Raw genomic sequence first — 12,779 nt, forward strand, 5'->3', positions numbered from 1 at the left:
TTGTATAGACAACCGGTGAAATGAGATGTCCGAGATTTCCGTCCCCGAGGATCGGCGCGAGGCATTGGGCCTGCTCGCCCGCGCCCCCGCCGCGCGTCTGGTCCAACTGCTGCCGGACCTGCCCCCACATGAAACGCTGCGCGCGCCCGAAATCGGCACCGTCATGGTCCGGGGACGCGCTGGCGGAACCGGCAGCGCCTTCAACCTGGGCGAGATTACCGTGACCCGGGCAAGTATCCGGCTGGGTTCGGGGCACGTTGGCCACGGCTATGTCCAAGGACGGGACAAGGGTCATGCCCTGCGTGCAGCGGCGATCGATGCCCTTGGCCAGGCAGAACCCCGCGCAACCCAGTCGATCCTCGAAACCCTGCGGTGCGAAGAGCAGCAGCGCCGCGCGCAAACTGCGGCCGAGGCTGCGGCGACGCGCGTCGAATTCTTCACCCTTGTTCGCGGAGAGGACGAATGAGCGCCCCCCTGCCCCGGCTTTCCGGTGGGTTTGCCGAACCCTCGCGTGACAGTGCCCACGGGTTTCGCGCCATCCTGAACGCAATGGCTCGCCCCGGAACAGTTCTTGACCTTCAGGCCGGACACGGGCCTGCGCCGATCTCGGCCGCCGCGGCGACGGTGCTGCTGGTGCTGTGCGACCGCACGACTCCGCTGCATCTGGCCGTATCCCACGATACTCCCGAACTGCGCGACTGGATCGCCTTTCACTGCGCGGCGCCGCTGGTCGCGGCAGAAGAGGCGCAATTCGCGCTTGGCGACTGGTACTCGCTGCTGCCGGTCGCGCGGTTCCAGATCGGGACGGCTGAATTTCCGGACCGCGCGGCGACCTTGATCGTCGATCACCATGACTTCCAAGGCCCCCAGTCCAACTTGCGAGGGCCCGGCATCCGCGACACGGCCGCACTGGCCCTGCCCGATCCGGAGGCCTTCGCGCGCAACCATGCGTGTTTCCCCTTGGGATGGGACGCCATCCTGACCTCAGGCAACCGGGTCGCCGCCCTGCCCCGCTCAACGGAGGTCTTCTGATGTATGTCGCCGTCAAAGGAGGCGAGCGGGCCATCGACGCCGCCCATGACTGGCTGGGCCGCGCGCATCGTGGCCCCCAGGAACAGCCGGCGCTGGACACCGCGCAGATCCGCGATCAGATGGCACTGGCCGTGGCGCGGGTGATGGCCGAAGGCTCGCTTTATGATCCAGACCTGGCCGCACTGGCGATCAAGCAGGCACATGGCGACCTGATCGAGGCGATTTTCCTGATCCGCGCCTATCGCACCACGCTGCCGCGTCTGGGGGCATCGGAGCCCGTCGATACCGAGCAGATGCGGGTGAAGCGCCGGGTTTCTGCGACCTTCAAGGATATTCCCGGCGGGCAGATCCTGGGTCCGACCTTTGACTATACACACCGGCTTCTGGATTTTCGGCTTGCCGCGGACGGGGAATTGCCCGTCGGACCCGCAGCCCGTGATACAGGCGCCGCACTGAACGCTCCGCATGTGCTGGGCTTCCTGAACCGCGACGGCCTGATCGAGGATGCCGAGGATGACGGAGCCGCACCGCCCGACCTGACCCGTGAACCGATGGAGCTGCCCGCCGACCGCGCCTTGCGCCTGCAGGCTCTGGCGCGCGGAGACGAAGGTTTCCTGCTGGGAATGGCCTATTCGACCCAACGCGGATATGCCCGCAATCACGCCTTCGTGGGCGAGCTTCGCATCGGCATGGTCCCGGTCGAACTGGAGATCCCCGAGCTTGGCTTCGCGATCGAGATCGCCGAGATCGAACTGACGGAATGCGAGACGGTGAACCAGTTCAAGGGCTCGAAATCCGAACCCGCGCAATTCACCCGCGGCTATGGCCTGACATTTGGCCAGACCGAGCGCAAGGCGCTGAGCATGGCCCTTGTCGACCGTGCGCTGCGCTGGGAGGAATTGGGCGAGGACAATCAGGGCGCACCCGCGCAGGATCAGGAATTCGTCCTGTCCCATTGCGACAATATCCAGGCGACCGGGTTCCTGGAACATATCAAGCTGCCGCATTACGTCGATTTCCAGGCCGAGCTGGAACTGGTCCGACGCCTGCGCGCCGGAGCGGAGGACGCGGCATGAGCGAGTACAATTTCGCCTATCTGGACGAGGACACCAAGCGCATGATCCGCCGCGCCATCCTGAAGGGGATCGCGGTGCCCGGCTATCAGGTACCTTTCGCCAGTCGCGAGATGCCGATGCCCTATGGTTGGGGAACGGGCGGGGTCCAGGTCACGGCCGCGACTCTGATCCCCGAGGATGTGCTGAAAGTGATCGACCAAGGTGCCGACGACACCACCAACGCGGTCAGCATCCGCAAGTTCTTCCAGCGCACTGCTGGGGTCGAGGTGACCGAGCGCACGACCGATGCGACGATCATCCAGACCCGCCACAGAATACCTGAAATGCCCCTGACCGAGAACCAGATCCTAGTCTATCAGGTGCCGATCCCGGAACCGATGCGCTTTCTGGAGCCGCGCGAGACCGAGACGCGACGCATCCACGCGTTGGCGGATTACGGGTTGATGCAGGTCCGTCTTTACGAAGACATCGCGCGCCATGGCGAGATCGCCACCTCCTATGCGTATCCCGTCGAGGTTGCGGGGCGCTATGTCATGGACCCCTCGCCCATCCCGAAGTTCGACAACCCGAAATTGGACGACTGTCCGGCGATCCAACTGTTCGGCGCGGGGCGCGAACAGCGGATCTATGCGCTGCCGCCCCATACGCGGGTGCGCAGCCTGGATTTCGACGATTATCCCTTTGTCGCGTCGAAGGCGGAACATGCCTGCGCCATCTGCGGATCAGAGGCGAGCTATCTGGACGAAGTGATTACGGATGACAGCGGCGGGCGGATGTTCGTCTGCTCGGACACGGATTACTGCGCCCAGCGTGCAGAAGGGGGTGCATGATGACGCAACTGGCAGTCGCCGACATGACGCAAGCACAAGCGGACACTGCGCCCGGACCGCTGCTTTCCGTGCGCAATGTCGGCAAGCGCTATGGTACGCGGATCGGTTGCACCGGGGTCTGCTTCGACCTTTGGCCGGGCGAAGTTCTGGGCATCGTCGGGGAAAGCGGTTCGGGCAAGTCGACCCTTCTGGGCTGCCTGTCCGGACAATTGCGACCCGATGCTGGCGAGGTTCTGTTCGACACGCGCGATCAGGGACCGCAGGACACGCTGAACATGTCCGAGGCAGAACGGCGCCATCTTGGCCGAACGGATTGGGCCTTTGTTCACCAGAACCCGCGCGACGGACTGCGGCCCGGCGTCAGCGCCGGCGGCAATGTCGGCGAAAGGCTGATGGCCAACGGCGCGCGCCATTATGGCGACATTCGAGCACGCGCGCAGGATTGGCTGGCCCGGGTCGAGATTGATCCCACTCGCATCGACGACCGGCCCGGCCAGTTCTCTGGCGGGATGCAGCAGCGGTTGCAGATCGCGCGCAACCTGGTGTCGGGTCCACGGCTGGTCTTCATGGATGAGCCGACCGGGGGGCTGGATGTCAGCGTACAAGCCCGGCTTCTGGACCTGCTTCGCGGACTGGTGCGCGACATCGGCTTGTCCGTGGTGCTGGTCACCCATGACCTTGCCGTCGTGCGTCTTCTGGCCGACCGGCTGATGGTCATGAAGGGCGGCCACGTCATCGAAAGCGGTCTGACCGACCAGGTGCTGGACGATCCCCAGCACGAATACACCCAACTTCTCGTCTCTTCCGTCCTGCAGGTGTGACCCCATGATCCAAGCCGAAAATGTCGCCAAGGAATTCATCCTGCACAATCAGGGCGGGACGGTCCTGCGGGTGATGGAGGGCGCAAGCCTTGCCGTCGCGCCGGGCGAATGCGTTGCGCTGACCGGGGCATCAGGCGCCGGAAAATCGACCCTGATGCGGATGATCTGGGGCAATTACCGCGCAGACGCGGGTCGCATCGCGGTCGGATCGCTTGAAGTTTCATCAGCCGAACCGCGAGAGATCATCGCCTTGCGCCGCAGGACGCTGGGCTATGTCAGTCAGTTCCTGCGGGTGGTTCCGCGTGTCCCGACATTGCGGGTCGTCGCCGAACCGCTTCTGTCGCTGGGCGTCGACATGGCCGAGGCAGAGGATCGCGCCGCCGCATTGCTGACCCGCCTTCGGATTGGCGAGAATTTGTGGAGCCTGTCGCCCACGACCTTCTCGGGTGGAGAGCAGCAGCGCGTCAACATCGCGCGGGGCTTCGTTCACGATTATCCGGCCATGCTGCTGGACGAGCCGACGGCAAGCCTTGATGCCGCCAACCGCGAAACGGTGATCCACCTGATCGAGGAAGCCAAGGCCCGCGGCGCCGCGATCCTGGGGATTTTCCATGACGAGCTGGCGCGAAATCGACTATGCGACCGGGTGGTCGATGTCTCGGGCTTCACCCCGGAAACCAGGCGATGACACATTTCGCGGTCATCGGTCCCTCGGGCGCGGGCAAAGACACGCTGATGGCGGCGGCGCTTGCCCGACGCCCGGAACTGGGCATCGTCCGCCGCGTCATCACCCGCCCTTCGGACGCGGGGGGCGAGGACTTCGAGGGCGTCACCCCCGAGGTTTTCGCCAGGATGCTGGCCGAAGGCCGGTTCCTGCTGCACTGGGATGCTCATGGCCTGCGCTACGGTCTGCCGCGGGAGGGTTTTGGCGAGGGACCCCGGCTGATCAACCTGTCCCGGCGAATGCTGGCCGAGGCGCAGCGGATCCTGCCCGACCTGCAGGTGATCCACGTCACGGCCCGGCCCGATGTCCTTGCCCGCCGGCTCGCCGCGCGGGGACGCGAGGATGCGGCCGAGGTTGCCAGGCGTATCGCGCGCGAAACCGGCCCCCTGCCCGATGGCCTGCGGGTGTTTCCTGTCGACAATTCCACAACGATCGAGGCTGCGCTTGACCAGTTTCTGGCGGCGCTGGACAAGGTGAATTCATGATTCTGGCGAATGCGCAACTGATCCTGGAAGACCGCGTGATGCGGGGCGCGCTGCATATCGAAGACGGGCTTATCGCCGCGATTACCGAAGGCGATGCTGTTCCGGCCGGGGCCGAGGATTGTGGAGGAACGCATCTTGCGCCCGGCCTGATCGAGTTGCACACGGACAACCTGGAGCGACACATCCAGCCGCGACCGGGTGTGGACTGGCCCCACTCTGCCGCGATCTTTGCCCATGACGGCGAACTGGCTGCGACCGGCATCACGACCGTGTTCGATGCGGTACGCGTCGGGTCGATTCCCGATGACGGCGCCGGTTACGCCAAATACGCCCGCCCACTCGTCACCGAGATCAACGCACTGAGTGCTGCAAACCGGATGCGGATCAGCCACTTCATCCATCTCCGGGCCGAGATCTGCAGCGCGACGCTGCTGGACGAACTGGCCGAATTCGGGGCCGAGGACCGCGTCGGGCTGGTCAGTCTGATGGACCATACGCCGGGCCAGCGCCAGTTTCGCGACATCGCAAAGCTGGCTCAATATGTTCAGGGCAAGAAGGGGCTGAGCGATGACGAATTCGCCGCCCATGTCGCTCGGCTGAAGGACCTGCGGGATCGCTTCGGCGACGCGCATGAGCGCGGTGCGGTTGACGCAGCCCGCAGGCTTGGCGCAACCCTTGCCAGCCACGACGACACCACGACCGAGCAGGTCACGACCAGCGCCGGTCATGGCATCCGGCTGGCCGAATTCCCCACCACCGAAGAGGCCGCCGCGGCTTGCCATGACCACGGCATTGCCACGATCATGGGCGGCCCGAACCTGATCCGGGGGGGATCGCATTCAGGCAATGTCGCGGCCGAGGCTCTGGCGCAGGCTGGCCTGCTCGACATCATCTCGTCCGATTACATTCCTTCAAGCCTGCTGCTGGGGGCCTGTCACCTGTCGCGGCTGTGGCAGGATCTGCCGCGCGCGTTTCGCACCGTGACCGACGCCCCTGCCCGGGCAACCGGACTGAAGGATCGTGGACGGCTGCAAGTCGGCCTGCGGGCGGACGTGATCCGGCTTAACGACATGGACCGGACCGCGCGAGTTACCGGGGTCTGGTCCGCCGGTCGCCGTGTCGCGTGAAATGAAAAGGGGCGCCGAAGCGCCCCTTGATCCCGTTCAGGACTTCGCCCGCTCGACATAGGTGAGGTCAGCGGTGTTGATGATCACCTTCGTCCCGACCCCGATATGCGGAGGAACCATGATGCGTACACCATTATGGGCGATCGCTGGCTTGTAGCTGGACGAGGCCGTCTGGCCCTTCACCACCGGCTCGGTCTCGGTGACCTCGACGGTGACCTTCTGCGGCAGCTCGATCGCGATGGCGACGCCGTTATGGACCTGCAGGAAGACGCTGATGCCATCCTCGAGGAAGACCTTGTCATCCCCCACCACGTCGGGCGAAACGGTGACTTGTTCGTAGCTTTCCGGCTCCATGAAGTGGAAGCCCTCGGCGTCCTCATAGAGGAAGTTGTAGGCGCGCTCATCGACATGGGCGCGCTCGACCTGTTCGGTGGTCTTCCAGCGTTCCGACACCTTGTTGCCGTCCGAAATGCGGCGCAGATCAACCTGCGTCGTGGGCGTGCCCTTGCCGGGGTGGAAGTTGGTTGCCGTCAGAACGACGTGCAGACGGCCGTCGATTTCGACGACATTGCCTTTGCGAAGGCTTGAAGCGATGACTTTCAAGGCTGGTTCCTTGCGTGTATTTCAGATACCGGGAAGCCGGCAAGACAAGGCCGGCAAAAGATGACGCTTCCCTTAGCGTTTTCCGCGTCGCATTGCCAGTCGCAAGCGGCACCTTGCGCTCATGAAGGATTCCGGCAGATGAAAGCGCCCCTCCCCCAATCCTGGTGGCAACCCGAATACCATGCCGGACGACGCCCCCTACTGCTTGCCCGGAACCGCACGCAGGCCGCCATCCGCGACTGGCTGGCTTCGGCCGATTTTCTTGAGATCGATCCCTGCGCGCTGGCGACCAGCCCCGGAAACGAGGCGCATCTGCACGGCTTTGCCACCGATCTGATCGGGAACGACGGTGTACCACACCGGATGTATCTGCATACCAGCCCCGAATTCGCGATGAAGAAACTGCTGGCCGCGGGCGAGCGCCGCATCTTTTCGCTTGGACATGTCTGGCGCAATCGCGAACGGACGGACCGGCACAGCCCCGAATTCACGATGCTGGAATGGTATCGCGTGGAAGAAGACTATCGTCAGCTGTTCAAGGATTGCGTGGCATTTCTGCGGCTGGCGGCAGAAGCCGCTGGCGCTGACCAGCTACATTATAGGGGTCAGACCTGCGACCCCTATGCGCCGCCCGACATCATGACCGTCGCGGAGGCGTTTCTGGAATATGCCGACATCGATCTGCTTGCGACCTGCGACGGACCGGAAACCGATACCCGCGCGTTGCGCGCGATGGCCGAGGCCAAAGGCATCCGGCTGGCACGGGACGATACCTGGTCCGACATCATGTCCCGCGTGCTTGTCGAGAAGGTCGAGCCTCATCTGGGGAGATCACGGCCGCTGATCCTGGACCGCTATCCCACTGCAGAAGCCGCGCTTGCGCGGCGTTCTGCGGATAACCCAAGCGAGGCCGAACGCTTCGAATTCTATGCCTGCGGCGTTGAACTGGCCAACGGCTTTGGCGAGTTGACAGACCCCCAGGAACAGCGCCACCGCTTTGTGCTGGAAATGGAAGAAAAGCACCGCATCTATGGCGAGTGCTATCCGCTGGATGAGGACTTTCTAGCCGCCCTTGCCCTGATGCCACCTGCATCGGGCTGCGCGCTTGGTTTTGACCGGCTGGTGATGCTGGCCACGGGTGCGCCCCGCATCGACGACATCATATGGACGCCGGTCCCGCGATGCGAGTCCTGACGAGCGCCTCAGGCCACGTCTTCGAAAATCCCCGGGACCATGTCTTCCCAGAACCCCAGGATAGCCCGAAGATTCAGGGCCGAGCTCCAGCCGTGCCGCACGAAATCGCCACGATCGAGTTCGTCGTCCAATCGTGACAGGAACATCCTTCGATCCGCATCCCTTTGGGTCGGGTTGCGGGCATCCGCAATCTCTCGCACCCGGTCTATCCTGGCGGTACGGACCCGACGCTCCTCGGACACCGCATCGCGTTCAGCGCGAAGGCGGGCCTGCTCGGATGCCAAGGCTTCCTCGCGCTGGCGCAACATCAGGACGGTGGCCGGGTCGGGCTCGGGCAGTTTCGCACCGAACCCGTCGCGGAGCGCGGCGGACAGATAACGGACCGGGCTTTCGACCCCTTTCTGCCCCGCGACGTAAGCAAGCTTCTGATCGACATGATCCTCGCCGTGATCCGCGATCCATTGCCGTGCCAGGCGATCACTTGCCCCAAGTCCGATCAGGCGTGCGTAGGTACCGGACTTGCGCACACCCTCTTGGTCGTCGATCTCGAACATCGGCAATTGCGGATTATCCTTGATCCGAAAGCGGATCTGCGCGACCACCCTGCCCTCTTTCCGATTTTCGGGCGTGATGATGATGTTCGAGTTCTTGTTCACCTCGGCCACCGCGGGCTTGATGATCTTTGCATTCAGGTGCTTGTAGTTTTCGTAGTAAGAGCTGCCGTCAACTCCCATCAACCTGCGGAAAAGGTCAAGCGGCCACCAACCCGTGCTGCCGGTCCTGACGAAGCGATAGCAGTTTTCATAAAGCGCCAGCGCATGTCCGCTGGAGAAACGCTTCTGGATGTTCAGATTGATAAGCGCAAAGACCTTGGGATCATGCAGCTTTTCCGCAAGTGCGGGCGAATAGGCATATTCGCAGACCCCGCCCCGCAACCGGGCATAAGACAGAAGCGCAGACACGCCCCATTCCTGGCGGCCCTTGTCGTCAAGCATGTCCCATTCCGCCAGGGTCTCGGCCAGACTGCGCAATGCCTGCTTCAGCGTGTCCATGTCGTTCGAATTATACCCGATCATGGTGCAAAGCGTGCGCGCATCGATGCGATGGCTGGGACGCGTCATCAGGTGGTCATATGCGTTCAGCAAAAGCACGTTCGACAACTTCCGCTGCAGTAGCGTCAGCTTTCCCGATACATGGATCGCAGCGACGTTCTTTTTGACCGAGCCCCGCCGCAATGCCCCTGTCAGGGTAATGACCTGATCCGTCATCCCGTCAATCTCCTGCCCTTGATCCGTTTGCCAGATTCTTAATTTCATCATCGCAGAGAAAGTACCCTCCAGCAAGTGCACGGGAGGTGCCTTAAGGAAGAGACATTTCTATCCCGTAAACAGGTGCCGTAGGCTGACCCTATGGTGTATTCAGGCGCCTGTTTACGGGACGGCGTGGTCTGGCAGCGGGTGGGAGCCTTACAATCAATGGGAAATTCGGGCCATCCCGGTTCCGGAGACCCAAAAAACCGCGAATCTGCACCTGAGTTCCTGAAAGCTGGTGCTCTATAGCCTGTCTTTGGGTCCCATTGCTCCCGTGAATAGGTTCATCGCGCCAAAATTATGTGTTATCTACAGATACTTAATGGAAGCAAAGACTCTTAAAGTTCTTCTAAAGATTCTCAACTTGATGGTGCCTTCAAGGCGAGTTCCTGGCCGTAAAAGGAAGGTTTCGCGGCGAAACTGCGCCCTGCTCACTTCGAGATTCCCATACCGTAGCGTATGTGCGATATTCCCTCTCATAACCAAGAAAACTCGACACATCATGCAGGCAGAAGCAACATGTCGAAGAAGAATGAATCAGCGACTCCGCCGTATCTGAGCCTTGATCCACAGCAGGCCGCAGCCCGATTGGGGGAGCCTATCGATACGGCACGATTCGCGAAAGCGGCAGCTTTCGCAGCGCGAGGCCGTTCAGATCTGGCCAAGCGAGGCTATGCGCCTGATGGTGCGAAGCGCCTTCGCAAGTTCTCGATCTGGGAAATCTGCAGGTACCTGATTCCGGTGGCACCCGCACATTTGCGCCGGGTGCTCAAGCAGAACACGGATCTGCCGCAAGGTATCGGGGAAGGCGGGACGAAGTGGTTCACCCTGGAGGAGGTAATCCAGTTGCGTGACCACTTCGCAGTCGAAGGCGCGAGCAGCAAGGAATATCGACCCTTCCGGCCAGAGGGCCTGCCCGCCAAGGTCATTGCGGTCGCGAATTTCAAAGGCGGCGTCGGAAAGACATCGACCGCCGCACATCTTGCAATGTCTGCGGCGCTGGATGGATACCGGGTCCTGGTGATCGATCTGGATAGCCAAGGTTCGATGACATCGATCATGGGTGGGAAGGTTGAGGACGAATGGAAAACCATCTTCCCATTGCTCGCCAAGGATTATGCACTCGCGTTGCAAGCGGAAAACGAGGTTCGGGCGGCACAGGGCGAAGACCCCCTGCCCTTTGATGAAACTCTATCCGAAGCGCTGAAGATTTCGGCGAGCGACGTCATCCAGAAGACGCATTGGCCGAACATCGATCTGATCGGCGCGCAGCTGAACCTTTATTGGGCCGAGTTCCAGATTCCCGTTTGGCGGATGGGATTGCGTGGATGGCCGCTCTGGGACGCGCTGACAGGTTTTCTGGACCGGGAAGGGGTGCTGTCCAACTATGATGTTGTCCTTCTCGATACGCCTCCTGCACTTGGGTACCTGACGATCAATGCGCTGGCAGCGGCGGATATCTTGCTTGTCCCGCTTGGGGCATCATTCCTGGAATTTGACTCGACGGGTCGGTTTTTTGACATGCTCTACTCGACATTTGCGAGCATCGAGGACGGCGAGAACTCTGTCAGGCGACGCCAGGGTTTGCCTGAGATGAAGTTCGAATGGGATGTCGTCCGTGCCATTATCACCCGTTTTGATGCTGCTCAGCAAACAAACCTGGCCAATGTCATTCAAGCCTACTTCGGTGATTTCATGACCACCTACCGTCAGGATTTCACGGCGCTGGTCGGTCAGGCGGGCGAACAGGTGAACGGGATCTATGAGGCCGATTATCGCGACTTCAATCGGGAAACCTATGTCCGGGGGCGCGAAACCTTCGATCGTACCTATGCCGAGGTAAAGGAGATCCTGATCGGGTCCTGGTGGCGGGACATGGCAATGAACAAAGAGGCGGAACATGGCTAAGCGCAGGCAACTCGAGGCACCCACCCGCGAACAATTGAAGGAAATCGAGGATGGTTTCGCGCGCGAAACTCGCTTGGATCCGTTCGGGATATCGGTGCCGATTGCGACTGTCGCGGCAGAAGCGGCGGCCCTTGCCCCGCTTCAATCGACCGAGGAACGGACAGAGGCTGCACGCAACCGCAAGGATGCCGAGCGGTTTCGCGAAGCTGAAGCCCGCGGAATGATTGCTCGGGACGTTGCCTTGTCCGAAATTGTCACCGATCAGATGATGCGGGACAGGATGGCGCTTGACCCCGAAGAAATGGCCGAGCTGAAATCCTCGATCCTGAGCCATGGGTTGCGGCTACCGATCGAGCTATACGAGCTTGCCGTACCCGAGGGCGGCAAGCTCTATGGTCTTATTTCCGGCTACCGCCGTTTGACTGCCATCAAGACGCTTCTGGGTGAAACAGGGCGCGGCGAATACACCACGATCCGCGCACTGATCCGAAAACCCGAGGGTGCGGCAGCTGCTTTCGTCGCCATGGTTGAGGAGAATGAGATCCGCGCGGGGCTCAGCCAATACGAGCGGGGCAGGGTGGCAGTCGTCGCATCTGACAACGGGGCCTTCGAAACCGTCGAGGAAGCGATCGAGCAACTCTTCTCTTCGGGATCCAAGGCCAAGCGTTCCAAGCTTCGGTCATTCGCCCAGATCCATGAAGAATTAGGGGATCTGCTGATTTATCCGCAGGTGCTTACTGAACGGCAAGGTCTGCGCCTCGCGGGGGCTTTACGCGCGGGGATGACTGACGAGTTGCGTCGCGTACTCGCCACTGGCCAGCCAAGCGACGGCGATGCGGAATGGGCGCTTCTGGAGCCGGTGGTCCAGAGAGGGGAAGACGCTCCGCGCGACACCAGCCGGGGCGGACGTCCCCGCCGTGTTGCCGCTCCGTCGCCTTCGCAGAAGGTGAAATACCTTTCCGACGGTGTGCGCCTGCGGCTGGATCACGATGTTCAAGGACACTTCATCCGCATTGAAGGTATGCCACTTGATGACGAGGTGCTCGAGGCAATCATGCAAGCTGTCGAAATAGCTCTGATGAAAGGTACCTGAATACAGGAGCGCATGTTCGCGTCTTCTTGTCGCTGTAGGTCTCGCGCGAACAAGGCGACGGGATTGGCTGACCCGAAGAATCGCGTTCCAGGCAGATTACGTTGCTGATGCCGGGTTCTGCCGGGTTTGTTTCGGATGGTGACCCAAGGTGTGGTCAGACCCGCCAAGCCCGGGCGCACTGGTCCAAGTAACACTTGCGCTCGCGTCCCAAATGTCGCAATTGGAAAATTAACAAAAAGCATCAGGATTGGGGGCGGATCATCCACGCCCTTGATCCAAGCCGCGCAAAAGAGAGGCGAGCCCATGAAACCGTTTCGACTCTCGTTGCTGACCTGGACGAGCCTCATTTCTCTCTCGTTGCCGGTGATGGCCCAGGGCAATGGCGCAGCAGCCGATGCGACAGCGGCCGGGGCTACCGTCGTTCTGGATGGAGTCGTGCTTAACGCGACAGCGTCGACACACGTCTATGTGGCTCCAACCGCCCCGATTGCCACCAAGACCGAGGCAAAGGTGCTTGAAACACAGCAATCGGTTTCGGTCCTCACAAACCAGCAGATCCGTGACCAGGGCGCTTAA

Annotated in this window: 14 protein-coding genes; 12 read left to right on the plus strand and 2 right to left on the minus strand. The window is 61.8% G+C overall.

The window, feature by feature from the left end:
• Window positions 1–25 precede the first annotated feature (25 nt).
• Genes phnG through ACO2Q4_RS08865 form a run of 8 tightly spaced genes read left to right on the plus strand, consistent with a single transcriptional unit; the run spans window position 26 to window position 6,095 of the window.
• Window positions 26–466, plus strand: a complete 441-nt coding sequence (gene phnG, locus ACO2Q4_RS08830; protein WP_311759257.1) for a phosphonate C-P lyase system protein PhnG — start codon at window positions 26–28, stop codon at window positions 464–466.
• Entirely contained in the window at window positions 463–1,032 is a 570-nt protein-coding gene (gene phnH / locus ACO2Q4_RS08835; protein ID WP_423318714.1) for a phosphonate C-P lyase system protein PhnH, read from the plus strand. Before phnG ends, phnH begins: the two co-directional genes overlap by 4 nt.
• The gene (locus ACO2Q4_RS08840) at window positions 1,032–2,108 is read left to right on the plus strand and encodes a carbon-phosphorus lyase complex subunit PhnI (RefSeq protein WP_423318717.1); all 1,077 of its coding nucleotides are present in this window, start codon (window positions 1,032–1,034) and stop codon (window positions 2,106–2,108) included. Before phnH ends, ACO2Q4_RS08840 begins: the two co-directional genes overlap by 1 nt.
• Entirely contained in the window at window positions 2,105–2,938 is an 834-nt protein-coding gene (locus ACO2Q4_RS08845) for an alpha-D-ribose 1-methylphosphonate 5-phosphate C-P-lyase PhnJ (RefSeq protein ID WP_395133049.1), read from the plus strand. Before ACO2Q4_RS08840 ends, ACO2Q4_RS08845 begins: the two co-directional genes overlap by 4 nt.
• Window positions 2,939–2,961: 23 nt before the next feature.
• Window positions 2,962–3,759 (plus strand): phosphonate C-P lyase system protein PhnK, encoded by a 798-nt coding sequence (gene phnK / locus ACO2Q4_RS08850; protein WP_423318987.1) that lies wholly within the window; start codon window positions 2,962–2,964, stop codon window positions 3,757–3,759.
• A 4-nt stretch (window positions 3,760–3,763) separates the two neighbouring features.
• Complete coding sequence (gene phnL / locus ACO2Q4_RS08855) at window positions 3,764–4,447, plus strand: phosphonate C-P lyase system protein PhnL (protein ID WP_423318719.1); 684 nt, start codon at window positions 3,764–3,766, stop codon at window positions 4,445–4,447.
• A complete protein-coding gene (locus tag ACO2Q4_RS08860) occupies window positions 4,444–4,968 on the plus strand; it encodes a phosphonate metabolism protein/1,5-bisphosphokinase (PRPP-forming) PhnN (protein WP_311759251.1) in 525 nt (174 codons plus the stop codon). The genes phnL and ACO2Q4_RS08860 overlap by 4 nt, the downstream gene beginning before the upstream one ends.
• Window positions 4,965–6,095, plus strand: coding sequence for an alpha-D-ribose 1-methylphosphonate 5-triphosphate diphosphatase (locus tag ACO2Q4_RS08865; RefSeq protein WP_311759250.1), 1,131 nt, complete (start codon window positions 4,965–4,967; stop codon window positions 6,093–6,095). The genes ACO2Q4_RS08860 and ACO2Q4_RS08865 overlap by 4 nt, the downstream gene beginning before the upstream one ends.
• A gap of 36 nt (window positions 6,096–6,131) precedes the next feature.
• Here the strand turns inward: ACO2Q4_RS08865 and efp are convergent, their stop codons facing one another.
• The gene (efp, locus tag ACO2Q4_RS08870) at window positions 6,132–6,698 is read right to left on the minus strand and encodes an elongation factor P (RefSeq protein WP_311759249.1); all 567 of its coding nucleotides are present in this window, start codon (window positions 6,696–6,698) and stop codon (window positions 6,132–6,134) included.
• A 138-nt stretch (window positions 6,699–6,836) separates the two neighbouring features.
• On the opposite strand from efp, the gene epmA reads away from it, so the two are divergent.
• Entirely contained in the window at window positions 6,837–7,892 is a 1,056-nt protein-coding gene (epmA, locus tag ACO2Q4_RS08875; protein ID WP_423318722.1) for an EF-P lysine aminoacylase EpmA, read from the plus strand.
• An 8-nt stretch (window positions 7,893–7,900) separates the two neighbouring features.
• Here the strand turns inward: epmA and ACO2Q4_RS08880 are convergent, their stop codons facing one another.
• Window positions 7,901–9,160, minus strand: coding sequence for a replication initiation protein (locus ACO2Q4_RS08880; protein ID WP_423318724.1), 1,260 nt, complete (start codon window positions 9,158–9,160; stop codon window positions 7,901–7,903).
• Between the two features lie 561 nt (window positions 9,161–9,721).
• Between ACO2Q4_RS08880 and ACO2Q4_RS08885 the strand changes: the two genes are divergently transcribed.
• From ACO2Q4_RS08885 to ACO2Q4_RS08895, 3 genes are all read left to right on the plus strand, one after another.
• Window positions 9,722–11,110: an AAA family ATPase gene (locus ACO2Q4_RS08885; protein WP_395133056.1), complete on the plus strand. Its 1,389-nt coding sequence runs from the start codon at window positions 9,722–9,724 to the stop codon at window positions 11,108–11,110.
• Complete coding sequence (locus tag ACO2Q4_RS08890) at window positions 11,103–12,203, plus strand: ParB/RepB/Spo0J family partition protein (RefSeq protein ID WP_423318726.1); 1,101 nt, start codon at window positions 11,103–11,105, stop codon at window positions 12,201–12,203. The genes ACO2Q4_RS08885 and ACO2Q4_RS08890 overlap by 8 nt, the downstream gene beginning before the upstream one ends.
• A gap of 303 nt (window positions 12,204–12,506) precedes the next feature.
• Window positions 12,507–12,779, plus strand: coding sequence for a hypothetical protein (locus ACO2Q4_RS08895; protein ID WP_423318728.1), 273 nt, complete (start codon window positions 12,507–12,509; stop codon window positions 12,777–12,779).

Source organism: Paracoccus sp. KR1-242 (assembly GCF_049446195.1).
Lineage (GTDB): Bacteria > Pseudomonadota > Alphaproteobacteria > Rhodobacterales > Rhodobacteraceae > Paracoccus > Paracoccus broussonetiae.